The sequence below is a fragment of the Pleionea mediterranea genome, assembly GCF_003148745.1.
Lineage (GTDB): Bacteria > Pseudomonadota > Gammaproteobacteria > Enterobacterales > Kangiellaceae > Pleionea > Pleionea mediterranea.
This window is the reverse complement of the sequence record NZ_QGGU01000001.1, coordinates 477,033-503,300: the sequence shown is the minus strand read 5'-3', so window position 1 is coordinate 503,300 and position 26,268 is coordinate 477,033. Positions and strand designations below refer to the sequence as shown.

The 26,268-nt window shown below is 43.5% G+C and carries 21 protein-coding genes; 7 read left to right on the top strand and 14 right to left on the bottom strand.

All coding sequences use genetic code 11. From position 1 onward, the window contains the following. Positions 1 to 630 (top strand): dicarboxylate/amino acid:cation symporter (locus C8D97_RS02085; protein ID WP_146196063.1); only part of this gene is annotated, 630 nt, incomplete at its 5' end. Positions 631 to 761: 131 nt separating this feature from the next. Here C8D97_RS02085 and C8D97_RS02080 read toward each other — a convergent pair. The 3 genes from C8D97_RS02080 to C8D97_RS02070 form a co-directional block, all read right to left on the bottom strand. Continuing rightward, entirely contained in the window at positions 762 to 2,714 is a 1,953-nt protein-coding gene (locus C8D97_RS02080; protein WP_109761669.1) for a S9 family peptidase, read from the bottom strand. An 81-nt stretch (positions 2,715 to 2,795) separates the two neighbouring features. Beyond that, complete coding sequence (gene sohB, locus C8D97_RS02075) at positions 2,796 to 3,863, bottom strand: protease SohB (RefSeq protein ID WP_109761668.1); 1,068 nt, start codon at positions 3,861 to 3,863, stop codon at positions 2,796 to 2,798. Positions 3,864 to 3,975: 112 nt separating this feature from the next. Next, positions 3,976 to 6,105, bottom strand: coding sequence for a hypothetical protein (locus tag C8D97_RS02070; RefSeq protein WP_109761667.1), 2,130 nt, complete (start codon positions 6,103 to 6,105; stop codon positions 3,976 to 3,978). Positions 6,106 to 6,680: 575 nt separating this feature from the next. Between C8D97_RS02070 and C8D97_RS02065 the strand changes: the two genes are divergently transcribed. The 3 genes from C8D97_RS02065 to C8D97_RS02055 are packed head-to-tail and all read left to right on the top strand — an operon-like array spanning position 6,681 to position 11,417. Beyond that, positions 6,681 to 8,603 (top strand): PrkA family serine protein kinase, encoded by a 1,923-nt coding sequence (locus C8D97_RS02065; RefSeq protein WP_109761666.1) that lies wholly within the window; start codon positions 6,681 to 6,683, stop codon positions 8,601 to 8,603. A 28-nt stretch (positions 8,604 to 8,631) separates the two neighbouring features. Continuing rightward, entirely contained in the window at positions 8,632 to 9,897 is a 1,266-nt protein-coding gene (locus C8D97_RS02060) for a YeaH/YhbH family protein (RefSeq protein WP_109761665.1), read from the top strand. Then, positions 9,894 to 11,417 (top strand): SpoVR family protein, encoded by a 1,524-nt coding sequence (locus tag C8D97_RS02055; RefSeq protein ID WP_109761664.1) that lies wholly within the window; start codon positions 9,894 to 9,896, stop codon positions 11,415 to 11,417. Before C8D97_RS02060 ends, C8D97_RS02055 begins: the two co-directional genes overlap by 4 nt. A gap of 69 nt (positions 11,418 to 11,486) precedes the next feature. Here the strand turns inward: C8D97_RS02055 and fadR are convergent, their stop codons facing one another. After that, positions 11,487 to 12,248, bottom strand: a complete 762-nt coding sequence (gene fadR, locus C8D97_RS02050; protein ID WP_245411373.1) for a fatty acid metabolism transcriptional regulator FadR — start codon at positions 12,246 to 12,248, stop codon at positions 11,487 to 11,489. A gap of 294 nt (positions 12,249 to 12,542) precedes the next feature. Here fadR and nhaB point away from each other — a divergent pair, with 294 nt between their 5' ends. Then, positions 12,543 to 14,186: a sodium/proton antiporter NhaB gene (nhaB, locus tag C8D97_RS02045; RefSeq protein ID WP_109761663.1), complete on the top strand. Its 1,644-nt coding sequence runs from the start codon at positions 12,543 to 12,545 to the stop codon at positions 14,184 to 14,186. Positions 14,187 to 14,293: 107 nt separating this feature from the next. Here nhaB and dnaQ read toward each other — a convergent pair whose 3' ends face one another. The 3 genes from dnaQ to C8D97_RS02030 form a co-directional block, all read right to left on the bottom strand. Beyond that, positions 14,294 to 15,007 carry a DNA polymerase III subunit epsilon gene (gene dnaQ / locus C8D97_RS02040; RefSeq protein ID WP_109761662.1) on the bottom strand — a complete coding sequence of 238 codons (714 nt, stop codon included), beginning with the start codon at positions 15,005 to 15,007 and terminating at the stop codon, positions 14,294 to 14,296. A 94-nt stretch (positions 15,008 to 15,101) separates the two neighbouring features. Continuing rightward, positions 15,102 to 15,536, bottom strand: coding sequence for a ribonuclease HI (gene rnhA / locus C8D97_RS02035; protein ID WP_109761661.1), 435 nt, complete (start codon positions 15,534 to 15,536; stop codon positions 15,102 to 15,104). A 40-nt stretch (positions 15,537 to 15,576) separates the two neighbouring features. Next, a complete protein-coding gene (locus C8D97_RS02030; protein WP_109761660.1) occupies positions 15,577 to 16,404 on the bottom strand; it encodes a class I SAM-dependent methyltransferase in 828 nt (275 codons plus the stop codon). A 51-nt stretch (positions 16,405 to 16,455) separates the two neighbouring features. Here C8D97_RS02030 and gloB point away from each other — a divergent pair, with 51 nt between their 5' ends. Both gloB and C8D97_RS02020 read left to right on the top strand, forming a co-directional pair. After that, a complete protein-coding gene (gene gloB / locus C8D97_RS02025) occupies positions 16,456 to 17,253 on the top strand; it encodes a hydroxyacylglutathione hydrolase (protein WP_109761659.1) in 798 nt (265 codons plus the stop codon). 174 nt (positions 17,254 to 17,427) lie between these two features. Next, the gene (locus tag C8D97_RS02020; RefSeq protein WP_109761658.1) at positions 17,428 to 19,047 is read left to right on the top strand and encodes a LysM peptidoglycan-binding domain-containing protein; all 1,620 of its coding nucleotides are present in this window, start codon (positions 17,428 to 17,430) and stop codon (positions 19,045 to 19,047) included. Positions 19,048 to 19,127: 80 nt separating this feature from the next. Here C8D97_RS02020 and C8D97_RS02015 read toward each other — a convergent pair whose 3' ends face one another. The 7 genes from C8D97_RS02015 to C8D97_RS01985 all read right to left on the bottom strand — a co-directional run bounded on the left by C8D97_RS02015 (position 19,128) and on the right by C8D97_RS01985 (position 26,033). Then, complete coding sequence (locus tag C8D97_RS02015; protein WP_109761657.1) at positions 19,128 to 19,418, bottom strand: acylphosphatase; 291 nt, start codon at positions 19,416 to 19,418, stop codon at positions 19,128 to 19,130. Between the two features lie 173 nt (positions 19,419 to 19,591). Then, a complete protein-coding gene (locus tag C8D97_RS02010; protein ID WP_109761656.1) occupies positions 19,592 to 20,755 on the bottom strand; it encodes a DUF3570 domain-containing protein in 1,164 nt (387 codons plus the stop codon). After that, a complete protein-coding gene (locus tag C8D97_RS02005) occupies positions 20,756 to 20,992 on the bottom strand; it encodes a DUF4266 domain-containing protein (protein WP_109761688.1) in 237 nt (78 codons plus the stop codon). A 4-nt stretch (positions 20,993 to 20,996) separates the two neighbouring features. Further along, entirely contained in the window at positions 20,997 to 21,485 is a 489-nt protein-coding gene (locus tag C8D97_RS02000) for a TlpA family protein disulfide reductase (RefSeq protein ID WP_245411372.1), read from the bottom strand. Between the two features lie 42 nt (positions 21,486 to 21,527). Beyond that, positions 21,528 to 22,226 (bottom strand): outer membrane beta-barrel domain-containing protein, encoded by a 699-nt coding sequence (locus tag C8D97_RS01995; protein WP_109761654.1) that lies wholly within the window; start codon positions 22,224 to 22,226, stop codon positions 21,528 to 21,530. Next, positions 22,196 to 23,128, bottom strand: a complete 933-nt coding sequence (locus tag C8D97_RS01990; RefSeq protein WP_109761653.1) for a hypothetical protein — start codon at positions 23,126 to 23,128, stop codon at positions 22,196 to 22,198. The genes C8D97_RS01995 and C8D97_RS01990 overlap by 31 nt, the downstream gene beginning before the upstream one ends. Before the next feature lie 19 nt (positions 23,129 to 23,147). Next, entirely contained in the window at positions 23,148 to 26,033 is a 2,886-nt protein-coding gene (locus C8D97_RS01985; RefSeq protein ID WP_210204811.1) for an HzsA-related protein, read from the bottom strand. Positions 26,034 to 26,268 lie beyond the last annotated feature (235 nt).

The following is a 26,268-nucleotide window of genomic DNA, read 5'->3' as shown; positions in this document are numbered from 1 at the left end:
GTACTGGTTGCCATCACGTTAGTCATTCACGCATCATTGACCTACCCGACATTACTGACGTTATTTACTGGCTTAAATCCACTGATGCTAATTAAGAAAATGCGTCCTGCATTGCTGTTCGCTTTCACCACATCATCCAGTGCCGCCACCTTACCGGTTACCATGGAAGTTGCCCGTAAACGCCTTGGGGTTGGCAAAACAACCTCGTCGTTTTCACTGCCCCTAGGCGCTACCATTAATATGGATGGCACCGTATTCATTGCACAGCTTTACGGCGTTGATTTATCGTTGGCGCAGTACCTGACAGTTATTTTAATGGCTACACTGGCATCCATTGGCACCGCAGGCGTTCCTAGTGTTGGTCTGGTGATGCTGACCATGGTTTTAAATCAGGTTAATCTGCCTTCGGAAGCAATTGGTATGTTACTCGGCATTGATAGATTTTTGGATATGATGCGTACCGCTGTGAACATCACCGGTGATGCCACCATTGCTTGCATTGTCAGCAAATCGGAGCAGGACTTTGATGAAGATATGTTCAACGATCCCAAGGCTGGATTAGATTTTGAGGGTCAGGACTTTGACAAGGAACAACTGGAGCAAAAAGTTAACGACAATCAAGCCACTTAAAAAAACTAACTTTCCCTTCTTAATATAAAGGCCTTAAGCATAATGCTTAAGGCCTTTTTTATTGGTTGATAAATCTAGAGCGTGTTTATCTTTCGTTCTAATGGGAGACCATTAAATATTCGAAGCAAGGCTTAATTCACAGTAATCTTTAGAATTTTCAAATAAAAACTTAATTCCGACTCAAACGCGCGAATGATATTATCCTGTTGACGAAAGCCATGAGCTTCTCCTTCAAACTCAATGTATTCGTAAGGAATATCTTTTTCATCTAATGCTTTTGCCAACTGTTGCGACTGTGCCGGAGGCACGACTTTATCCTCACTGCCTTGCAAAATTAAAATGGGACAGGAAAGCTTATCGGTATTATTAATCGGTGAGCGTTCCTGATAAATGGCTTTTTGCGCCGGGTAATCACCCACCAGACTGTCCAGATATCGCACTTCAAATTTATGACTGTCGGACGCTAAAGCCTCCAGATCGGCAACGCCGTAACGTGACATGCCCGCCGCAAAATCATCGTGAAAGGTTAGCGCACACAGGGTGGTGAATCCGCCAGCGGATCCGCCACGGATCAACAAACGCTCGCCATCCACCAGACCATCATCAACCAGAAACCGGGCCGCGTATAAACAATCATTCACATCATTTATACCCCAGTGCCCCTTGAGCAATTCTCTATAAGCACGCCCATATCCGGTACTGCCACCGTAATTCACATCCACTACTGCAAAACCGCGCGATGTCCAGAACTGAATGGCCAAATTGAATGCACTGCTGGCAGCGGCGGTAGGCCCGCCATGGGATAAAACAATCAGCGGAGGCTTTTCATTTTTAAGCCCGCAATAATCAGGGTTTGATGGCTCATAAAAATAACCGTAAGACTGGTAACCGGCTGCTGAAGTAAATTGAATTGGTTTTGCGATGGAAACCTGATCGCTGTCAATGGGTATGGCTGGTTCCTGTTTTATAGAAACATACTTTATTGTATCAAGCTCAATCGCAAACAGCCCCTGAGCAATGACAGGGCCACCTGCAACCACAAATAAACGCTTATTGGAATAATGCAGTTGCCCGCTATATTCGGTAAATGGCAGCTCAAGTGGCTCAACATGACCACTATTCACATCAATATGAACCAGCCGTTGTTCGCCCTGCTCAAACACCGATAAATAAATATTTTGGCTGTCTGCAAAACAATAATTGCGGCTGCCAAAATTCCACTGCGGTAATCCACAGTCATTATCCGTTGGCATTAAAGCATTCATTACGCCATCACGAAATGAATATAGATTCCACCAGCCCGAACGATCCGAGACAAAGTGCAGCACACCATCGGGACTCCACTCCGGTTGATAAATCGACTCTTCCGTCCCACCACATACTTTGTGTTTAGCCGTTAATGTTCCATCTTTGTCGATATCAGCCACCCATAGCTCGGTGCCATCCCAGGGCATTTGAGGATGAGACCAACAGGTCCAACAAAGCCGATTACCGTCTGGCGATACACGAGGATAGCTGTAAAAATCCGCCCCCGTTTCAACGACTTTTACGGCTCTAGAATGGCTATCGATGACAACCAACTCGTTCAGTACCACCGGTTTACCGGTTGATTTATCCTGGGTATGGTTTTCTTGTACGGCATAAATCCAGCGATTGTCTGGACAGATACTAAAGTCCGTATAGCGCAGTGACTTTGCCACTTCCGGTAACTCTGTCATCAAACTTAATTCATCTTGATGATCCAGCAGATAAACACCTTGATCATCGGCATTACAAAATAACAATCCAAGTTCGCAAACCAGAAAGTCGCCGCCGCCATATTCATGAGCTTTGGAACCTACGCTAACCGACTTAGGCGATACGTCAGTCACTTTCTTGCCATCCCAACAAACGATGACGCCGCGGCCTTTTTCTGCCGGTCGTGATTCTAACCAATAAAGTTTACCATCAAAGCTTTGCGCATGACCCAGCCGGGTACCTTTTGCAGCTAACTGCTGTGCAGAAATGGGCGATGGCCAACTGCCATATGGCCGAGGTTGTTTATCTGTTTTTACCGCGCTGGTTGATTCCGAATCTTTGTCCATCAAAAGTTACCTGCAAATAATGAAAGATTAGTTTACTTTAAAACAAAAACGGCGCTAATAAGCGCCGTCAATAGTACTGGGTTACTTAAACATTTTATGAGTATCGGCTTTTTGTAAAAAGCTCAGTAAAGAGTTTTGTAAACTGCCAAAGATCGCCAATGGTAAACGTTCGGAAAGTGGCTTTTTAATTTCATACTTCACTTTAAACACATCCCCCTGTTTAGCACGCTCAACCACAAAGTCATCACTGGTTTTAATTTCATCCACCAAATTAAGTGCTTTGGCCTGAGTACCGTACCAATGTTCACCTGTAGCCACTTTATCAATATCAAGATCGGCACGGTTTTGCTGAATAAACTCTTTAAACAACACATGGGTTTGTTCCAGCTCTTCGCGAAATTTTTCACGAGCCTTGTCGTTATTTTCACCAAACATAGTTAAGGTTCGTTTAAATTCACCGGCGGTATGTTGCTCATAATCAATTTTGTTGTGTTTCAGTAAACGACTGAAGTTAGGCAACTGTCCCAATACTCCAATGGAACCAATAATGGCAAAGGGTGCGGCCATAATATGCTCGCCAATACAGGCCATCATATAACCGCCGCTGGCGGCTACTTTATCCACTGCAACATGCAGCTTAAGGCCATTGCGACGCACACGCTCAAGCTGCGATGCTGCCAGCCCATAAGAATGAACCATACCTCCCGCGCTTTCCAGTCGAATCAACACCTCATCTTTTTCATTAGCCACACTCAATACGGCCGTCACTTCTTCGCGCAAGTTTTCAACCGAAGACGCCTGAATATCGCCATCAAAATCAATCACAAACAAACGTGACTTTTCTGTAGATGAACTCTCATCATCTGATTTTTTCAACTGTTTCTTTCGCGCTTTCTGCTGTTTTTTGTCCTGCTCTTTTTTTGCTTTGTGATACTGCTTATATTCATCTTTACTCATGGTTTCTTGACGAACATCGTCTTCGAGATCGTCCAGCTCATCACTTAAACTCGATACCTGTATTTGTCCCGACTGTTGCTGATGCTTATTTTTTAATCCAGCGCTAACGATCACACCAATTACCACAACAATAGCGACGACAATGGTGACGGTTTTCGCCAAAAATAATCCCAAATCAAGTAAAAATTCCAATTCTATTCTCCAAAAACAACACAACCGGGTTTACTGCAACCCATCATTTAAGCGCTCAAAAAAAAGCCCCCGCCGATATGGCGAGGGCTATTGTACCTAACTAAACCGGAGATCAGTCAAGTAATGTCGGATCGGCTACCTGAACAGCAGCACCATCAGAAGTAATAAAGCTAACAATATGGGTTTGCATCTCGGTAGTCACATTCAGGTACTGTGTCGCACCCTCCGGACCAGCCGGTGTTAATACCGTCGAATGCAATCCATCGTTAATGCGAGAGATTTGACGCTCACCCACCGATAAATCACCAGGGTTTTCTGCCGTCACAGGTGCTAGTTGCAGATAAGCAGCCAAAGGGTCAGTACCCGATAACGGCGCCGTAGGTGAGTTGTTTGGCACAACACTGTCGCCTTCATTGCGCAACATCAACGTCGGAATATCGTTACCAAGAGCAGCCATGGTGGTATTAATAGGATCACCACTGTCGATGACTGTTTGCGCCGCAAATAAGAACTGCTGATACAGAGCTGGGAAAGCAGGATCAGTGGTTGGAATACCAGCACCTGCCGCTACGCCACCTCGAACAACTGGTCCGAAAGTATCCGAAGCATCCAGTAATCCGGCAATGCCGCCACCTGGATTAGCCAAAACAGACGTTTGCACCAGATCAGAATAGGCAACAAAACTGGAGCCTACTATCCCACCTAAAGAGTGACCCATAAAAGAGACTGACTGAGAATCGAAATCTGGAATTGTATCGCCATCTACATCCATCGCCGGGATCGCTTTCTCAAGTGTTAACAGGTCGAAAATAGCCTGACGAATATTATCTCGAGACACCAGCAGATTTGGTAAGTTGATGAAGTGGGCACCAGAGCTATCAACCATGGAATCAGGACCTGGCGCTGAAGTGCCATTATCAACATAATCAACACCGAATGTACGCTCTCTCACATCGCCTGAGTCATACCCAGTGAAGAAAATACCGCCGTTATCAGCATTAACACCATGCAATGGTAAATCCATCGAAACAATAGCGGTACAAACACTTGCCATAGCATCAGCGATGCCTAACATAGCGGTTCTATTCGAAGTAATACCATGCTGGAAAATCATTACCGGATAAGGTTTTGGGCACTGAACATTCGACGGTAAGGAAACCAACAATGGAACCGTCTCAATGCCGTTTACCTGAGGTAACTTATTGACATAGGTTGTAAAACCACCAGCCATTGGGTTAGGCACCATACCACCATTAGGTCCTGGTACCATTTCAGCACCGCGCCAAAAACTATTAAGTGGCGCCGTAGGATTTTCCATAGTCGGAGCAGATAACATATAGTTAAGTGAAATCTCACCAACACTGATTAATGCTTCACCCGACAATGCTGGATTCACCATATTTGAAGGAATGTTTAATGGTGTGAAATCAGTGGCTGGGAATTGCCCTTGAGAGAAAGGAAAGTCCACATAGAGACCTTTTGCAGCTTGAACAACCGGACCAACCGATTGTGTGGTGAAAGCAAAGCTGATAACAATATTATCTTTATTAACACCACCGGCTGCAGCCAGATTTTCATAAGTGTTAACCAACTGTCGTACAGGTTCCAATGCTGCCAAAGAACCGGTTAACTCAACACCTGAACTAACAAAGTCATACTGGGCATCTTTAGTAACATTCACGCCATTACTGTCCATAATGCCGTTTGTCGCTAAAACCACATATGTGCTACGAGGGTTAAGCGGTTTGGTTGGAATGACAACAACATCCATTCCTTGTACCGACACTGCGTATTCAGTCGCTGGTACTTCACCCACTAAATCGTATGGCGCAAAGGTTGGCGCATCACCAAATAAAGGATTATTAAAGTCGGTATCAGCCAATACTTCAAAAACGCGAACAGTACTGCCAGCGGCAACGCTGGAAGCGTCTAGCGTTACAGTGTCATCTTCATGTTGAAAGCTGAACGAAAATGGTGCAACGGTTGACCAACCATCCAGCGATGAAATCGCATTTTGGGGGTCAGAGAAATCTTGAGGATCAGCAACTGGAATATTCAGTGTTAAATCTGCTGTGCCACTGAATAATAAGTCATTAGGTACCGGAATGTTGCTTTCAGCAGGAACATAGGTTGCGACCGCACGAACAGTTATTGACTCTTCGGGATCAACCGTTTCGTCACTGCTACACCCTGCCAGAACCAAACTTCCCAGAGTTAACACTCCAAGCGTGAATTTTTTCATTTAACTCTCCCAGTTAGGTCTATCACTTTTGGCTTACTACCTGATTATAAAAACACCTGTTGCACTTTAGAAATTAGAGTTCTGTAACAGATGTTCCAAGCCAGCGAATGCACCGTTTTTGTTTTATTAATATTAAATTCAAATTATTGTCCGCTATCAATGCTAACCACAGTTGAAAAGCAACGCAAGTGGGCAGACCAGTTTATTACATACCTAAGCTAACTCTTTGAAAAATATGACGTTAATTATCTAAAAGCCGCAATTATTTATTTTGCACTGCAACATTTATTATTTATCAATCCTCTATCGAGTTAATTTTGAACACCAATAGACAATTTTTAACTTATTCAAAGGATTTATATACCAAAAAATCATTTATTAACTAAGCTTAACTATAACAAGATTGATTTTAGATCCAACTGGGCAAACAGCCATAGCAATTGCTTAAAAAATTAAAAAAATAACGGCTTAATAACAATAATTACCGGTTTGTCGGTAAGGACAAAGGAGATTGAAAATGAAACGCTAGACGTTTGGTGAATTAACAACCAGACAAACATAAATAGAGGTGTGAGATGAGCATTTTTGATAAATATCAGCAACGTTACGACGATCATCAACAAGAAGAACTTTCGTTACAAGAATATCTCAACTTATGTAAAAGCGACCCACTGACCTATGGCTCATCCGCCGAGCGAATGTTACAAGCCATTGGCGAACCCGAATTAATCGATACAGCACAAGATCCAAGACTGTCACGTATTTTCTCCAACAAGGTTATTGCCCGCTACCCCGCTTTTGAAGAGTTTTATGGCATGGAAGACGCCATCGAGCAAATTGTTTCCTACTTCAAACACGCCGCTCAAGGACTAGAAGAGCAAAAACAAATTTTATATTTACTGGGCCCAGTTGGCGGCGGTAAATCATCCTTAGCAGAAAAATTAAAACGACTGATGGAGCAGTGCCCTATTTACGCGCTAAAAGATTCGCCAGTCTTTGAGTCACCAATGGGACTGTTCGATCCTGAAGAAGACTGGGAAATTCTACAAAATGAATACGGCATTGCAAGGCGTTATCTGAATAAAATCATGTCGCCCTGGGCAGTTAAACGGTTGCATGAATACGGCGGCGATATTTCCAAATTTCGAGTGGTAAAACTGCAACCTTCAATTCTTAATCAAATCGCCATTGCGAAAACCGAACCCGGTGACGAAAACAATCAGGATATTTCGGCACTTGTCGGTAAGGTCGATATACGAAAACTGGAAGGTTTTGCACAAAATGATCCTGATGCTTACAGTTATTCTGGTTCTTTATGTCGTGCCAACCAGGGCATTATGGAATTTGTCGAAATGTTTAAGGCGCCAATAAAAGTGCTGCACCCACTTTTAACCGCCACCCAGGAAGGTAATTATAATAGTACAGAAGGATTGTCAGCTCTGCCGTACGAAGGCACCATTTTGGCCCACTCCAACGAGTCGGAATGGCAAAGTTTTAAAAATAATAAAAATAACGAGGCATTTCTGGATCGGGTATATATTGTCAAAGTACCCTACTGTTTACGTGTTTCAGAAGAAATTAAAATTTATGACAAGTTATTGTTAAGCAGCTCTCTTTCCGAAGCACCCTGTGCGCCGAGTACATTAAAAATGTTGGCACAATTCAGTGTGTTGTCCAGACTAAAAGAGCCAGAAAACTCCAGTATTTATTCTAAAATGCGCGTGTATGATGGTGAAACTCTTAAAGACACCGATCCGAAAGCTAAATCCTATCAGGAGTACCGAGATTACTCGGGTGTTGACGAAGGCATGAACGGATTATCCACCCGTTTTGCATTTAAAATACTGTCTCGCGTGTTTAACTTTGATCAAACGGAAGTGGCAGCCAACCCAGTTCACTTATTATATGTAATCGAGCAACAAATTGCTCGGGAGCAGTATCCTCAAGAAGTTTACGACAAATACCTTGAACACATTAAAGGATTTCTGGTGCCTAATTATATCGACTTTATCGGCAAAGAAATTCAAACCGCTTATTTAGAATCTTACTCAGAGTACGGACAAAACATTTTTGATCGCTACGTTACCTACGCTGATTTTTGGATACAGGATCAAGAATATCGCGATCCAGAAACTGGCGAAAACTTTGATCGAGCTTCACTGAATGAAGAGCTGGAAAAAATTGAAAAACCAGCGGGCATTTCCAACCCTAAAGACTTCCGTAATGAAGTGGTTAACTTTGTGCTTCGCGCAAGAGCCAACAATAAGGGTAATAACCCAACCTGGACCAGTTACGAAAAACTTCGTTCAGTCATCGAAAAGAAAATGTTTTCCAATACTGAAGATTTACTACCGGTTATTTCTTTCAGTGCGAAAGCGTCGGAAGAAGACAAAAAGAAACACAAAAACTTTGTCTCCCGTATGGTTGAAAAAGGATATACCGAGAAACAAGTCCGTCTGTTGTGCGAGTGGTACCTACGCGTAAGAAAATCCTCATAATGTAATTAAGCGGTAACGGGAGGAATCTATGGCACAACTGATTGATCGTCGACCCAATGCGAAGAATAAGAGCACGGTAAATCGGCAGCGCTTTATACGGCGTTATAAAAAACAAATAAAGCGCGCTATTGCCGAGCAGATTGGTAAGCGCAGCGTTACCGATCTCGATAAAGGCGAGAAGGTATCTATCCCTTCAAAAGATATAAAAGAGCCAACTTTTCGTCAGGGAGCTGGCGGTCGAAAAGAGCGTATCTATCCGGGCAATAAAGAATTTGTTCCTGGCGATCAAATAAAACGCCCTCCTCCTGGCGGCGAAGGCCAGGGCGGCAGGCGTGCCAGCGATAAAGGCGAAGGAGAAGACGATTTCATCTTTGAAATATCAAAAGATGAATACCTTGATATTTTATTTGATGATCTTGAACTGCCTAACCTGAAAAAAAATCAGTTAAAAAAAATGACCAAAACCAGAACCGTTCGGGCAGGTTATACCACCGATGGCGTTCCCACCAATATTAGTATTGTTCGTTCATTACGTTCAGCAATGGCTCGCCGTATAGCCATGTCAGCCACACCAAAACGAGAGCTGGCAGATCTTAAACAAACACTTGAAACAATGAATCAATCTTCATCGGTTACAGAAAACGAAAAGAAAGCGGTTGAAGAAAAAATTATTGTCCTTGAAGAAAAATTAAGAAAAATTCCTTTTATCGACACCTTTGACCTGCGTTTCAATAACTACGCAAAAAAACCGGATCCCACCTCTCAAGCGGTCATGTTTTGTCTGATGGATGTTTCTGGCTCCATGGATCAGGCCACCAAAGACATGGCAAAACGTTTCTATATTTTGTTATACCTGTTTTTAACACGCAGCTACAAAGATGTTGATGTTGTTTTTATTCGACACCACACCCAGGCAAAAGAAGTTGATGAGCAGGAATTCTTCTATTCGCAAGAAACCGGTGGAACTATCGTTTCAAGTGCTCTCAAACTAATGGATAAAATCATCAAAGAAAGATACCCCGTTGATCAGTGGAATATTTATTGCGCTCAGGCGTCTGATGGCGATAACTGGAACGACGACTCGCCACTTTGCGGCAAACTGTTACGAGAAAGCATTTTACCGTTAGTGCGTTACTTTGCTTATGTGGAAATTACTCAGCGAGAACACCAAAGCTTATGGCACCAGTACGAGCGGATATTAAGCGAATTTGATAATTTTGCCATACAACAAATTACCGAACAAAGTGACATCTACCCTGTGTTTCGAGAGTTTTTCAGGAAACAAGCCGCATGAGTCAGCGACAAAAGCCAATTTCAACCTCATCCGAATGGACATTCGATTTAATAGAACAGTATTACGATGTTATCGAGAAAACCGCGGAAAAGTTTGAGCTCGACACTTATCCCAATCAGGTTGAGCTTATTACTGCAGAGCAAATGCTGGATGCCTATGCGAGTGTCGGTATGCCCATCGGTTACAATCACTGGTCATTCGGTAAACATTTCATATCGAATGAGCAGCAATACCGACGTGGTCGAATGGGCCTTGCTTATGAAATTGTGATCAATTCGAATCCCTGTATTGCCTATTTAATGGAAGAAAATTCCATGATGATGCAAGCATTAGTCATGGCGCATGCCTGCTTTGGTCATAATTCATTTTTTAAAGGCAACTACTTATTTAAAACCTGGACCGATGCCGAAGCCATTATTGATTATCTGCTATTTGCAAAAAACTACATTTCCAGATGTGAGCAGCGCTACGGGATTGATGAAGTGGAGTCGCTATTGGACTCCTGTCACGCATTAATGAATTATGGGGTTGACCGCTACAAACGCCCCTACCCAATATCCATGCGTGAAGAAAAGCGCAGACAAAAAGAACGCGAAGCTTTTTTGCAATCGCAAGTGAATGACTTATGGCGCACTATTCCAAAGAAAAAACCATCGGGAGAAGAAGAAACTCGTCGCTTTCCACCCGAGCCGCAAGAAAATATTTTGTATTTTATTGAAAAGCACGCGCCTTTATTAGAACCCTGGCAGCGTGAAATTATCCGCATTGTGCGAAAAATTGGTCAGTACTTTTATCCACAACGACAAACTCAGGTAATGAATGAAGGTTGGGCCTGTTTTTGGCATTACACATTAATAAACGATATTTATGATCAAGGACTGGTCACCGACGGCTTTATGATGGAGTTTTTGCAAAGTCATACCAATGTCGTGTATCAGCCAGAGTTTGATCACCCAGGTTTCTCAGGCATTAATCCTTACGCATTAGGCTATGCCATGATGCAAGATATCAAACGTATCTGTCAGTCGCCCACCGATGAAGACAAACAATGGTTTCCTGATATTGCAGGGTCAAACTGGCTTGAAACCATGAACTTTGCCATGAAAAACTTTAAAGACGAAAGTTTTGTCGCGCAATTTTTATCACCTCGTTTGATACGGGAGTTTAAATTATTTTCGATTTTGGACGATGATAAAGAAGCTCATCTATCGGTTGAGTCTATCCACAACGAAACGGGTTATCGGGCAATTCGAGAAATGCTTTCAAATCAATATAATTTGAGTATGAACGAGCCCAATATTCAGATTTATAATGTTGACGTCAGAGGCAATCGAAGCATTACGTTACGTCATACGCCGCACAACAGGGATACTCTAGCAGACTCTAAATCCGAAGTGCTAAAACATCTGCATCGACTTTGGGGGTTTGATGTTAACCTGGAAACTCTCGATGAGTCCGGAAAGCCCTATATTCTCGAAAGCGTTCCGCCGAAAAAAGAAGTGGAAAAAACAAAGGTTTGATGAAACGAGTATCAAACCTTTAAGATTTTATAAAGTAAAAGACCCCATGGTCATATTTTGGACTCGCTATTAAGCATCTTTATCCAACTCACTGAGCGTTTGAAGCTTTTCACGCATCTGCTGCCAGATGGTGCCCGACTCATGACCGTATTGCCACAAGCGTTCAATTAGCTTTTCAATATCGCCAGATTGAATGATGCCTGTTAATTCACTGTAAAACGCTTTAGCCAGCTTACGGGCCACTTCATTCGAAAAGTAATACTCGCCAATTCTATAGTAAATCGTCTTAAATCCGTTCAGCATCAAAGTATAAACCGGATTGCCTGCCGCAATGGTTGCATTGTGGTGAAATACCCAGTCAAAATCGATGTAGCCTTTTGCGGTGTCTTTCACCTGCTCAAGCTCTTTCAGTAGTTCTATCACTTTTTCAGGATTACTTTTAACCGCAAGACGTAAATAAATGGCGCTCATATTAGTGCGGGCATTTAATAACTGATCTGCAATGGTTAACGAGCCTTCGTCATCAAGTCGAACAATGGTATCGAGTATATTTAATCCGGCCGTTTGCCAGATATCATTCACCTTAGTCGGCTTACCATGTTGAATGGTTAACCAGCCATCGCGTGCGAGACGCTGCAACACTTCACGAAGTGTTGTTCGGGTAACCCCAATGAGATCGGAAAGCTCACGCTCGGCAGGAAGAATACTGCCCGCAGCAAACTTGCCACGCCAGATAGACTCCACAATGTACTGCTCGGCAAACGCAGCCGGACTTTTCGCCTTGATAGGCGTTGTCATATGGTAGGTAACTTTATTTTGATTATCGGTCATATTTTTTACTTTCGTTTGAAGCCCTGACGACTGACGGTAAGCAGTGTCGATCCTTTTAAAGCTCAGCCAACTGGTCTGAGTTCTAACCTCATTCTGGAAGGATAACCCTTTCGAGCACATTTTGAAAGCAACAAGACGACTATACAAGCGTTCTTCAAAGAAAATTGATAAACTAAATAACCTTTAATTACGGTCGCAGATCTGGGCAAAACAAACATTTCAGTCTAGAATTCCCTTTACATCTGCTACTTGCATGAATTTAAACGAAAAATAAACAAATAACAGGATCCTGTAATGTCAAAATCGATTCGTGTCGCTTTTCTTGATAACTTTTTGGGTAACGCACCTGATTGGTACAAGATCACCATTGTTGCCTTTCTTATACTCAACCCCATCATCTATTTTGGAGCAGGTGAAGCTGGCGCAACCATTGCTGGTTGGGCACTGATTCTTGAGTTTATATTTACTCTTGCCATGGCATTAAAATGCTACCCACTGCAACCCGGTGGTCTATTGGCACTTGAGGCATTATTCATAGGTCTTACTAGCGCCGATACAGTAATATACGAAATTCAGTCAAACCTTGAAGTATTGTTACTGCTTATTTTTATGGTAGCCGGTATCTTCTTTATGAAAAGCCTGCTGCTGTTCTTATTCACAAAGATTCTGTTAGAAGTACGCTCTAAAGTCTTATTATCTTTGTTGTTCAGTTTTGTTGCTGCCGTTTTATCCGCCTTTCTCGATGCGCTTACGGTAACGGCTGTGGTTATTGCCGTGGGTGTTGGCTTTTATGGCATCTACCACAAAGTCGCTTCCGGTAAAAAGTTCGAACATGAACACGATCACAGTGAAGACCATGAAGTCCACGAGTACCATCGTGATGACCTGGATCGTTTCCGCTCATTTTTACGTAGCCTGCTAATGCATGCGGCAGTGGGTACAGCACTGGGTGGTGTTTGTACACTGGTTGGCGAACCACAAAACCTGTTGATTGCTGGCCGTGCTAACTGGGAGTTTGGCGAGTTTTTCTTACGCATGGCGCCTATTACCATTCCGGTGTTGTTCACAGGTCTTGCTACCGCCATTCTGTTGGAAAAATTGAAGTGGTTTGGTTATGGCGAACAACTGCCCGAAAATGTTCGAGCCATTATGGAAGACTTTGCGAAAGCCGAAGAAGAACAACGAACCACCAAAGATAAAGTCGCTTTATTTATGCAAGGTGTTACCGCCGTATGGTTGGTGATTGCTTTAGCACTGCATTTAACACAGCCTGGTTTGATTGGTTTATCCGTTATAGTACTGGCAACAGCATTCACCGGTATCATTGATGAGCACAGTATCGGTAAAGCTTTTGAAGAAGCCCTGCCTTTTACTGCATTATTAACGGTATTTTTTGCGATAGTTGCGGTAATTGCCGACAACCAGCTATTTACGCCAATTATCAATGCCGTGCTTGAAATGGAAGGTACCGATCAAATTGCCATGTTCTATGTGGCTAACGGCGTATTGTCCATGGTCAGTGACAATGTGTTTGTTGCGACGGTTTATATTAATGAAGTGGCAAAAGCAGCGCTTAATGGCACCATTGACCGCGAAACCTTTGATATGCTGGCCGTTGCCATTAACACTGGTACCAATATTCCAAGTGTTGCAACTCCTAACGGTCAGGCGGCGTTCCTGTTCTTATTAACCTCAGCTCTGGCGCCACTTATTCGCTTGTCTTACGGCCGCATGGTCGTTATGGCATTCCCATATATGGTTACCATGAGTATTGTTGGATTGATTATGGTTTACACCAATTTGGAATCCTCAACCAAATCCATGTATGAATCTAACTTGATCAAACACCACGACTTAAAGTCGCTTTGTGACTCAATGCAAGGCACTTGGGAAAACGACAAATGTGAGTTAAAAGCGAAAAAATCAGGTGGTCATTAAACCTGATATTCTGACTCGCACAATCTAAAGTCATAAAAAAAGCCCTTGTTCAACAAGGGCTTTTTTTTCGCATCCAGTAAAAATAAAACTGACTAAACAGAATGTCCTTACGAAAGCTTATCCCATATGGCTTCTCCGCCAGCTGCTTTTCGAATGGCTTCGAGTTGTTCTTCATGTTGCTTTTGCTCATCATCACTGGCTTTAATAACTTTTAATGGTGAGCTTTTTCTTATACGCCGAATGCCAGCCGACTCTTTACTCTGATTTAAAAAATCCTGATGGGATGACAGCGTTAATGAGGTTTGCCCACCGGTCATCAACAAATACACATCGGCCAAAATCTCAGAATCCAGCAATGCGCCATGTAAGGTTCGGTGTGAATTGTCTATGCCATAACGACGACAAAGTGCATCAAGATTATTTTTTTGACCCGGAAACATTTTTCGGGCCAATGCCAGGGTATCCAGCACGGTACAATAATCACTCATTGCGCCTTTTTGCTGCCCCAAACATTTGAGCTCCCAATCCAGAAAGCCAATATCAAAAGGTGCGTTGTGAATAACCAGCTCTGCACCATCAACAAAACTTAAAAACTCATCAACAATGGCGTTAAACCGGGGTTTGTCCTGTAAAAACTCATTAGTGATCCCGTGAACATCAATTGCCCCTTGATCAATCACACGATCCGGCTGAATATACTGGTGATAATGTCGACCGGTTAGTTTTCTATCCACCAGTTCAACACAGCCAATTTCAATGATTTTGTGCCCTTGTGATGGCTCAAGACCGGTGGTTTCTGTATCCAGAACAATTTGTCTCATAAATATCCGACTTTCGTTAATTTAAGGTTTGCATGGTTTATATGCGCACTGGATTTGATGACCCAGGCGCTGAGCTCTAGCCACAGTTCAAAAATCAAACAACCTGTTCAACACCGCGATTGGCCAATTGATCAGCCAGTTCATTTTCAGGGTGTCCACTGTGTCCTTTAACCCAGTGCCATTCAATGGTATGTTTTTGCGCCAGTTCATCAAGCAGCTTCCAGAGGTCCGCATTTTTCACCGGCTTCTTGGCAGAATTAATCCACCCTTTGCGTTTCCAGCCCTCAAGCCACTCGGTAATGCCTTTACGCACATATTGCGAATCCGTAGTCAGGTCAACATGACTGGGACGCTTAAGCGCTTTTAACGCCTCTATGGCTGCAGTAAGTTCCATCCGGTTATTAGTGGTGGGGTTTTCACCGCCAAACAGCTCTTTTTCATAACTGCCACTGCGCAAATAAGCCCCCCAACCGCCTGGTCCGGGATTTCCTTTACAGGCACCATCGGTAAAAATTTCTATTTTAGTCACGTGTCTTCCGAATTAGTTTAACTGCGAATTATTTGTAGATTTAATGTTGTGCTTTTTTCAACTCTCGTTCAACCAGTCGCTGCACGCCCGGTTCGGCAAAACGAGCCGGCACAAGCTTTTGATTGGAGTGCCAACTGGGTCTTATGGGTGTCATTGTCGACACGCACTTTTTGGCAATTATAAAGTAATGACTGTTAAAGTGAGAAGTCATGGACTGCCATATTTTTTGCTCTTCGGGCTCAACGCCAGGCTGTAAGCCACCGTAAATGTCTATTTGAAAGCCCAGCAAAAGCAGCCAGTCTTTCAATCGGGCTAGCCCCACCAACCGCCTTTCCTGTCGCTTTTTGCGCGACATTTTAGCCCCAAGATAACGACAACCATACCAACTGACAGGGTTAATGCCCGATAATATCAAGTGGCCATCAGGAATAATCACTCGCTCAATCTCTCGCAATAACGAATGCGGCTCCTTAATAAACTCCAGAAGATGCGGCAGTAAAATAACATCCACACTGTCGGAAGCAATCGGTAGAGCATCATAATCGGCCAGCACGTCAAAATCCTTAGGCGGATCAAAACGCTTTTCAGAATCTAGCCCACCTTTAATAGTACCGCGCTGTTGATTCGTTGCGTCAGGTTCAGAAGGCAAAGAGCTGCCTAGTGAATACCAATAGCGAACCGGGCTGGCATCGAGTGAAAGCGTCCTGGCTAAAGGCCCCAATGCTAACCCGTAATAGCCAAAACACTCTGGCAATTGTTGAGCCAGCACCCGCCGTAACTGGGTGCAAGCCTTTTCACCACCGATCAATGACGACCACTGTTCAGGTGGTGTGGTCAGGTTGTTATGCCTATCGGGTTCCTGATACATTATTGGTTCACCTTTTCGCGAAACACTCTTTAGTAACAATAAGGAACTAAGATGCAGGTCGACAGAATTGCTGCCTTCTCTGATAACTATATATGGGCTTTACGAAATGATCGAGCGTCTTGTTGCACTTTGGTTGATCCGGGCGAATCAGAGCCTGTGGAGCACTATTTAGCACAGAATAACCTGTCCCTTGCCTCAATTCTCATCACTCACCACCATTACGATCACACCGGTGGTGTTGAAAAGCTTAAACAGCAGCATCAATGTAAGGTCTACGGCCCTGATAACGCAAAAATAAAAGGGATCGATCAAACCCTGAAACAGGGCGACTCGATTACTTTAAGCGAAATTGATGCCTCTTTCGACATTATAGAAGTACCGGGGCATACGCTGGATCATATTGCTTATATTCTTAAGGATCGCATTGGCGAAAACCGTATTGACAAAAAAAGTGTATTTTGTGGCGATACCCTGTTTGCGGGCGGCTGTGGCAGACTGTTTGAGGGCACTCCAGAGCAAATGTGGCACTCTCTGCAGAAGCTAGCCTCACTGCCAGCTAACACAACCGTTTATTGCGCTCACGAATACACCGAGGCCAATTTAGCCTTTGCTCGTGAAGTTGATAAGCATAACGCCGACTTAAAACGTCGCCAGGAACTGGTAAAACAAAAAAGAGCAGACAATCAGGCCACCGTTCCCAGTACCATTGAAGAAGAACTGGCCACCAACCCATTCCTTAGAGCAAATCGAAAAGAAGTTGCCTCGGCTGCTGAAACTTTTAGTGGTCAGCCGTTGTCTACTCCTGAGGATGTTTTCGCGGTCATCCGTCAGTGGAAAGACAATTTTTAAAACTCGCCTAAAATTGACAGATATCTCTCATAAAAATATCATGAGCACCCGATATCGTTGGCAGACTTATCCAGCGAAATAACTCAAGTAGTGATTTTCGATAAGTCTAGATAACAAAACCCTGCTCGATAATTTTATTATCCAGCAAATCAAAAGACCTGCATCCGACAATCTATGATCAAATATTTTTCAGCAATTACATTTATCCTTGCCCTGAGTGGCTGTAATACACTATTAGCACCCACTGCTACAGAGTCTACCCACAAAGGTGAACTGGCCAATCAGCAAGTGACTGAGGTGGAAGCCAACGACATCGAAGCATCGGAGCAACTTGCAGCAGAACTTGAAGCAGAAGTGATCAGCAATGAATCAATGCTTGATGAGGTTGCCGAAGTGGACAACCTCTGGTGGATGATTCGAGATGAATTTACCCTGGCTATTCCTGAACGACGACGTCTGCAATCACAGCGAAACTGGTACGCAAAACACCCCTCTTATATTCAGCGAATGTCCGAGCGAGCGAGTCCTTACCTATTTCATATCTATTCGCAGTTAAAGCAGCGCAAAATGCCCATGGAGCTGGCACTGCTGCCCATCGTTGAAAGTGCTTTTGATCCATTCGCTTATTCCCATGGCCGCGCTTCGGGCATGTGGCAATTTATTCCCGGTACCGGCAAACGATTCGGGCTGAAACAAAACTGGTGGTACGATGGCCGACGTGATGTCTACCATTCCACCATAGCTGCACTGGATTATCTTGAGTATTTACACAGACGGTTCGATGGCGACTGGTTACACGCCATAGCTGCCTATAATTCTGGCGAAGGTAATGTCTCTCGAGCCATACGAAAAAATAAAAAACGCAATAAGCCAACGGATTTCTGGTCGCTCGACTTACCACGGGAAACCGAAGCTTATGTACCTAAATTGCTTGCACTGGCTGATTTATTAAAACGGGCTGAGCACTTTCAGTTAAGCTGGACACCTATTCAGAACGCTCCCTATTTCGCCAAAGTCACCGTTGACTCACAAATTGATCTGGTGGTTGCTGCCGAATTGGCACAGATTGAAATGGATGACTTTTATACGTTAAACCCGGGCTTTAATCACTGGGCAACCGAACCCAAAAAGCACAGCGATATATTAGTACCGTTGGAAAACGCCACTTTGTTCAGCGAAGCATTAAGCAAAACACCAAAAGAGCAGCGCATTGCCTTTAAACGCTATGTCATAAAATCCGGCGATAGTTTATTAAGTCTGTCGAAAAAGTTTAATACGACGGTTGAGCTGCTACGCTCAACCAACGGTATTCGAGGCAATATGATCCGGGCTGGTCAAGCATTGCTGATCCCCACTGCATCATATAAATCTGGCAGCTACGTTAAAAGCAGCAAAAACCGTTTAACAGCAAAGCAAAATCGAAAGCGCAGCGGTCAAAAAGTTAACGTTTATGTCAAAAAAGGCGACTCCTTCTGGTCGTTATCGCGCGAATACAAAGTTGGAATGCGTCAACTCGCTGGCTGGAATAATATGGCGCCCACCGATCCATTACGAATCGGTCAAAAGTTGGTGGTATGGACTGAAACCGCTCAAGCGGCAAGCACCGGTGGCATAAAAAATAAAACACGTAAAATTCGTTATCGTGTTCGAAGCGGTGATTCAATTGCCCGCATTGCAGGAAAGTTTCGAGTAAAAGTGGCCGATGTTGTGCGCTGGAACCGTATTAATCCAAAGAAATATTTACAGCCAGGGCAGAGACTCACACTCTACGTTGATATTACTCGTCAATATTAACAATTCACTTAAAGTATTTAGAGCGTGTTTAACGATTAAAGTTATTGATGGTCTATTTATCACACCTGCTGATGAGTTTTTCAGCAGGTTTCTCGCTGTTTAAAATCATCATAAATTTCCGATGTGTTATCCCAGACCGCATGAATATCTTTAACACTGGCATTTTCAGGTCCTTTATAACACCAGTCGAGTAATTGCTTGAGCTTATCTTCATCACCCACTGCGACAAGTTCGACACGACCGTCGGTTAGATTTCGTACCCAGCCATTCAGTCCGATCCGCTTGGCTTGTTCTTCGGTGCTGGCACGATAAAAAACCCCTTGCACTTTGCCAGAAACAAACGCATGCAATCGATGGTTTTGAATGGTCAATTCAGAGCCTCCTTTTAAAATAATTACCACAAAGTATTCATATTCTATTGTCAACAAAATATTGAATAAACGACTTATCCATTAGTTTAGCAAAGATTTTTTATTTGTACCGACAAAGAGAGGAACTGTAAAACAGTTCCCACATAGAGAAAGTAGTGATTGGTGTATTTGATTTAATACCAAATAGAAAAATAAAAACGGGTTACCGTTGCATCGTATGCGTATAAGGGCTCAGAGCCAACAGCGTATTCTCCGGGATTGGTATCGTGCACTAATACATTACGGAAGTTTTCAAAATCGAATTGAAAGTAGTCGACAAATAAATTAACACTGAATTTTTTAAAAAAGCCCGTTGTCTTAAACTCACGCTCATAACTGACACCCAAACCAACAGAATAATCTGAAAAAGCGCTCATCTCTTTATCACGGGCAACAAACTCCGTATTCTGTTCATTATTTAACGGATCGATTAAATCACGATAAAACTCTGCCTGAGTTTGATCATAAAGCCGGTATTTCCCTTCTATAATCCAGTGATCACCGTATGGGTGTATATAGGCAAACTCATAATTACTCGCCGAAATATCCCAGGTATCCGAATAGGTGCGCGCTTCAAACTTAATCGAGGCCCGGTAGGGTAAATAGTACATGCTTCTTAAGGAAACCGCCGTGCTAGTGCGAGTTTCTGGGTACACTTCGGTCTGATAGCGAAAGCCTCTTCCCTCGGTTGGATCGAGATAACGGACAACCCGGTAAGGATTATTTAAGTACCCCTGATCGGTCACCGTTTCAAGACCAAGGCTGGCAATCCAGTTTTTGGTTATTACCTGCGTCCAGTCAAGTTTATAGTTTTGTCGATCGGCAAACTCTTCAAAATCCGGATCACCGGTTTTCATTACCGAATCCCAACCACGAGAATAACCAATGGAAAGCGTCGACAGATCGCCAAAAAAGTCTTGTGAAATACCAAAGTAAGCGGTGTTGGCCAGGTAATCATTTTCTTTACTGTTGGTATAACTGGTACTGACGGTGGTTTTATTAATTAAATAATCAAGCCCTAATGAATACTCTTGGCGCTTTTCAATATAAGGGCTCGCGTTGGCAAGCACATCAATTGATGCGGCACTTACATTATCAACATAATAGTTCGCTGACGCAGAAAACTTTTCCAGAAACGATTTACGCACTAAAACAGAGGGGCCATCAATAACCATACCGCCGCCTTCGTACTTATGGTACATGGCATCGGATCGATCTTCAGGCAATACAGCGGACTGTCCAGTCAAAGAGTAAGTTATCAATAGTAGAACTACTGCTTTGCAAAAGATAATCTTCATTTAATTACACCCACAGCCGCCACCAGAACCACCTTCTGCACCCCGGCCAGCTTCTCTGGCTTGATAAACATGATGCATGTAATTTTGTGATATGGCATCTCGGCTCAATTTCATAATAGGATCAGCAAGATTATCCCGCTCATAAGGCTTAACCCAGGGCTCTAGAGCACAACTGGATAATAAAAACACAAGCCCAACAAGTACCGTTCGCTTTAGTACAAAAAAAGTATGCTGCACAGAATTACTCACGCATTAATTTTTTCATTAGTTTTTTATATTGCTGCTCGTCACCCGGCTTGTAACCTCGATGAACAAATCGAAGATTGCCACCTCTGTCTACTAATACAGTGGTTGGCATAGCATCCACATCATACAGCTCACTGACTTTATTGGTGTTATCATAAAGAATTGGAAAAGTAACAGGGACTTCTTTTAGATAGCCTGCGGCTTTTGACGAATCTTCTTCAACATTCACGCCCAACAAAACAAAACCGAGCTTTTTATATTTTTTATAAAACTCATCCAGTAAAGGCATTTCTTGTCGACACGGGCCACACCAGGTTGCCCAAAAGTTAATCATGACCACATTACCCTGCAGCTCGCTTAACTTTACATTTTCACCAGACATGCTCTTTAGAGTAAAATCTGGCGCCGGTTGATTCATTTCTTTTGCGTTAATGCCACACACCGAGAAAGCCAGCACAAATAATACCGAACGCATTAGTTTCATAAACATTACCTTTTACAGATTAAATTTAATAACGAACTCTTTTTAAAAGAACACCGATAACGACATACTAAATTCAAGATTATGAGTGGCTTTAACTTCGCCTGCAGGATACTCGGTATTAAATCGATGATTACGAGTATCCACTGAAAAAGCCAACCAGTCATTGATTAAAGCGCGATAACCCGCACCATAAACCAAAGTAAATTCTTTGTTATCCAAAAATGACGTGGTTCCTGCACCCAGTACAAAATAAAATGAAGTATTAACCGCGATATCGTCGCCTAAAAAAGCTTCGCCAGGTAAAACATTCCACCCCAAATTAACGTCATAATATTGATAATCTTTATCGTTAGAGATTACAGCGTTACCTGGAAAAAGTTGCTCTGCACTCGACAACCCGGCTTTAGCACTGCCTGCATTTGCCTGAACAAAAAAATCTTCATTGATAAAATAATTAAAGCGTAAGCCATAGAGTTCGGAGGCACCAAAATCTTCAATACTTAATGTGCCAAAAAACAAACCCAACTCGAAGTCTTCATCATCAATTAATGCTTCATCAATTTTTTGCCGCTCCAGCTCAGGGTTATAGATATCCTGTGGCTTATTTGAAGGCTCACGACTCTCCCCAGACTCCGCAGGAGAATCAAATGCAGTTTTCGCTTGAGCAAATGCATCAGGCGACATAATGAAAACCGAGGTTAAACACAGGGTTAGAAAAATACGCTGAATCCGACTGTCCATTCTTCAATATCTTCGTTGGTTGCTTGGGTTGTTAAAATCACATAGTTGCGATATTCAACTCGAAATAAAAAACGATCGGTAATGTATGTCTTTAATCCGGTCGTTGCAAATAAGACTTCATCTTGCCGATCTACCTCTTGCACCAGTGCGGCACTGGGGATGACTTTCACAAGCCCGCCACCGATACCAAAGTAAGGTGAAAACTGCCATTCTGGAAAAGGTGTATTGGTAACATTAATTGTGGTTTGACGAACTTCAGAAAAATCCCCCAAACCTTGCCCTACAACAAGCTCTGCCGCAAGGTTTTCAGTAAACTGCCAGGCTCCCGATAGCGCAAGAACATTTGCCCCACCAAAATCACCAGCCCGAAACCCTAACTCCCAGTCACGCTTAACATAGTCACGCTCTGTGTAGGAAGTAAATTGAACATCGCTGCCATCTGGATTTTTTGTTTTAATAATTTCTTCCAGCGGAACCCAGCCGGTTTTACCGGATTCATTGGTTACATTGAACCAGTTATACTTTCGCTTCAATATCCACAAAGACTGTTTTTGCTCAACAATATAGAAAACCGGAAAACCTCTTCCCGGCCCTGTTTGTAAATTGATAAATGGCTCAGACACAACTACCCGTTGAGCCTCTGCAGGAATAACTGGTTGCTCAGAGTTTAGCTCGGCCGGTGGTTGTAGATTTTCTGCAGGACTGTTTTCATCCTGCGCCATACTATTGTTCGCAATAAAAGCGATAGGTACAAGACTTAACATCAAATAGCTCTGTCGGCCAAACTTACGTACTTCAACAGTAACGCTCTGCAATCGAATAACCATTCGCAAACAGGCTTTAAGCCAGAATGACCACGCTAATCCATTAAAATTAAAATCAACATTGCGCAACAACCGCATCAAACAAACCTTTTTGTTATTAATTTTCTGGCGCTAAAAATGGATTATTAAAATATTGCCCACCAATATCAAGCCATTCTGTGATTAATCGTAATTCCGCATCGGTCAAACGCCCCTGATGAGATCCGGTTCGGAACAAATCGAAGAACCGCTGACTCTGTACAACGCCTGCTGAACGTAAAATGGGTGCACCATTTACGGGAACCGTTTGCGTAACCTGATTCGGCTCTGGAACCGGAATCGCAATGGTCAGTGGAATCTGGTTACCGTTGCCATCGTCTTGTGCCAGTGGGTTACCATTGGCATCCGTTTGCTGGATCACACTACCATCAGTATCGGACAACTCGGTGGGTAATCCGGTATTGGGATCTGGCTCATAAATGAACATGCCGTCATCATCAAGAAAAAATACAATCTGCCCTGTACCATCGACCGTCTGATATAAAAAATCGCCTTCAACCACAACCGGGGCTTGTCGATCAACCACCGTACCATCAATCACCTCAACTTCATTGTCACCAAAAAACAGCTCTCGATAACCGCGCATATGATTGGGTTCATCGGCTGATGGCAAGCTGGTTAACTCCAGTTGCCCTGCGGGGACTTGCGCCATATTATCCGCAGGATTAACCAGACTGTGGCAATTGGTACAAGTATTATCTTCCAATACGGTGGTGCCATCGTTATCAAACACCTGCCGCGTTAATTCAAAAATGGGTTGAATATGCGCTTCATAATGAACCGTAATTCGACAGCCCGCATGCCATTGACTGGCGCATGCATTAGAAATAGGTGCTGGCGTACTTAAGTCTTGGTAGAGATATTCAATATCCGGTAAAGGGGTCGTGACCGCAGGATCGGTCCACACATCTGAAAATTGAATGTCCAGATTCGGCTCTGGCACACCATTAATACGCGTATAAGCCTCGGCCATGGTCTCACCGTCTTCAGCAAACAAGTTAGGATCGGTGTTAGGAAACGTTGTATTACCCAGCGAACCTGGGTATACCGATGGCGGCTCAGCATCAGCACGGCCGTGAGGCAGTTCGCTGTTGCGGGTGTGACAGCCCGTACATTCTCTTTCTTCGCCGAGTCGTAATTGCATCCAGTTTTGATGACGAGGCGAAATTCGCTCGCCGTTTTCATCCAGAATGCTAATGGTAAAGGGTACATTTGCTGGCACTTTTACCTTTACCGAGCCATCAGGCTCAATCGGCACGTACCCCAAAACTTCTCGCATTAACTGGCCACGACCACGACCGAAAGCGGAGTTATCAAAGTCATAAACATCATCGTCAGGAATGGCAACGCCTTTAACCAGTTTCAAAAAACGGGCTGGTCGGGCCGCATAAGACGGATGGGCAGGATCGGCTATGGCAGTAATTCCGGACGATGTTGTATCCACACCGTCAACGTCGTACACACTGCGGATATGCAGCACACCAACGTTATCGGTAACCAGTGATTGATCCAGATCCAGTCCGGGCACGCCATCAGGAATAAAATTTAGATTGCTTAACCGCTGCTGAAACACAACCGGCTCCGTCATCCAAAGCCCTTCTTCTGCGACCACTACAGGGTTTAACGTATTTTCACTGCGGTTCCAGAGCCAGATACCGTAACTGGGTGTGGCGGGTAGCAATTCGCCATTTTCAAATCGCTGTAAATTCTCGTCGGTACAACTTAAGATCAACTCTTCCTGTGTATTTGGGTCCACTTCTCGCACCATACAAGGCGACCAACTGATGATCACCCGATTATCGGTACTGTCCCATAAGGGTGAGCCACTGTGAAATAAGCCACCTGGCGATGGCGTATTATCAGTATTCACAACATCCGCTGCGATCGATTGTTGTCCGACGCCGGTCGTGCCGTCGAGCATCAAATCCTCTTCAATAAAGTTTTCGTGATCGATCACCACAGGATCGCCACCATAATTTAAACTCTGCATCGGCTTGCTTAATACTAATAACTGGCCATCCGGCATTGCCAAAGGTTTTGTAAACAAGGCTCGAACACCATTGTTACCGGTATTCTGACTGTGATAACCATACAGTCGCTGTAAATTCTGACCATCGGGGTTTACCGCATACAATGAATGAGCATTAGAGCCCCCCATGTTGTCCCAACGTAAAAAAGCAATTCGGCCATCTTCTATCATGGTTGGGTGAAAGTCGTGACTCTGGTTAAAGGTAATCTGTTTTAAATCAGTGCCGTCATCCTGCATAACGTGCAATACAAAAGCATGGGTATTCAGACTTTCTTCCTGACCACTGAACTGCGGCTTACCTTCATCCAGCAAAATGGCTTTTGCACGGCGCTGACGAGTTGAGGTAAAAACAATACGGCCATCCGCCAAATAAGAAGGCATCAGATCATGACCATCTTCGGCAACGATATCCGAGGTAATGAGACGTTGCAGCGTATCGATTTCCAAAATGTATTGCCAGATATTCCAGGTAGGCTGCTCATCCTCATCGGCGTTTGGGATCTCGGGCGCACGCATGGCAAACACCAGCCGAGTGCCATCGGGTGAGATAGACAAATCTCGCACATCGTATAATGGAGTGGTATCTGGATCATCCGGGTCAGCAAATGCACGACTAGAAATATCTTGCTCTGCGGCACTGGGTAAAGCCCGATCTTTTAACCATAAAACGGCACCGGGATTAAACGCTTCGGGTTCATTAATGTCTTCAGGGACGGGATTACCGTCTTCATCTACTGGTACCGGGCGCTTTATATAGGCGATAGCAAAATCAGAAACGGTGGGATCGGGACTCTGCGAACTGTCAGCAATAGGATCATCACTGTTGCAACCGACCAGCAATCCTGCCGAACATATAAATGCTGCCCCTAACCAACGCAGGTTGCTTAGCAGCGAAAATAAAAGCTTTTTGCGCATTTTAAACTCATTTAATAACATTTAAACGCCAACTGTCGTTAAAAACACTCATTTTTATAAACACCAAGCACTTTAATTAATTTTTCGAATTCAAATGCCAGTACATGGCTTGTCTAAGACAGTATGGCAACAATAACGTCATTATGAACTCAATTCTTTATAATTCTGTGGTCAATATCACGAAATAACATGACTGGAGCTACTACAATCATTAACATCATTTAACATTTTAGTC

Coding starts and splice junctions, on each gene's coding strand:
- C8D97_RS02080 (WP_109761669.1), bottom strand. CDS start 2,714: ATGGACAAAGATTCGGAATCAACCAGCGCGGTAAAAACAGATAAACAA.
- C8D97_RS02070 (WP_109761667.1), bottom strand. CDS start 6,105: ATGAAAAAATTCACGCTTGGAGTGTTAACTCTGGGAAGTTTGGTTCTG.
- C8D97_RS02065 (WP_109761666.1), top strand. CDS start 6,681: ATGAGCATTTTTGATAAATATCAGCAACGTTACGACGATCATCAACAA.
- C8D97_RS02060 (WP_109761665.1), top strand. CDS start 8,632: ATGGCACAACTGATTGATCGTCGACCCAATGCGAAGAATAAGAGCACG.
- C8D97_RS02055 (WP_109761664.1), top strand. CDS start 9,894: ATGAGTCAGCGACAAAAGCCAATTTCAACCTCATCCGAATGGACATTC.
- fadR (WP_245411373.1), bottom strand. CDS start 12,248: ATGACCGATAATCAAAATAAAGTTACCTACCATATGACAACGCCTATC.
- nhaB (WP_109761663.1), top strand. CDS start 12,543: ATGTCAAAATCGATTCGTGTCGCTTTTCTTGATAACTTTTTGGGTAAC.
- dnaQ (WP_109761662.1), bottom strand. CDS start 15,007: ATGAGACAAATTGTTCTGGATACAGAAACCACCGGTCTTGAGCCATCA.
- C8D97_RS02030 (WP_109761660.1), bottom strand. CDS start 16,404: ATGTATCAGGAACCCGATAGGCATAACAACCTGACCACACCACCTGAA.
- gloB (WP_109761659.1), top strand. CDS start 16,456: ATGCAGGTCGACAGAATTGCTGCCTTCTCTGATAACTATATATGGGCT.
- C8D97_RS02020 (WP_109761658.1), top strand. CDS start 17,428: ATGATCAAATATTTTTCAGCAATTACATTTATCCTTGCCCTGAGTGGC.
- C8D97_RS02010 (WP_109761656.1), bottom strand. CDS start 20,755: ATGAAGATTATCTTTTGCAAAGCAGTAGTTCTACTATTGATAACTTAC.
- C8D97_RS02000 (WP_245411372.1), bottom strand. CDS start 21,485: ATGAAACTAATGCGTTCGGTATTATTTGTGCTGGCTTTCTCGGTGTGT.
- C8D97_RS01995 (WP_109761654.1), bottom strand. CDS start 22,226: ATGGACAGTCGGATTCAGCGTATTTTTCTAACCCTGTGTTTAACCTCG.
- C8D97_RS01990 (WP_109761653.1), bottom strand. CDS start 23,128: ATGCGGTTGTTGCGCAATGTTGATTTTAATTTTAATGGATTAGCGTGG.
- C8D97_RS01985 (WP_210204811.1), bottom strand. CDS start 26,033: ATGCGCAAAAAGCTTTTATTTTCGCTGCTAAGCAACCTGCGTTGGTTA.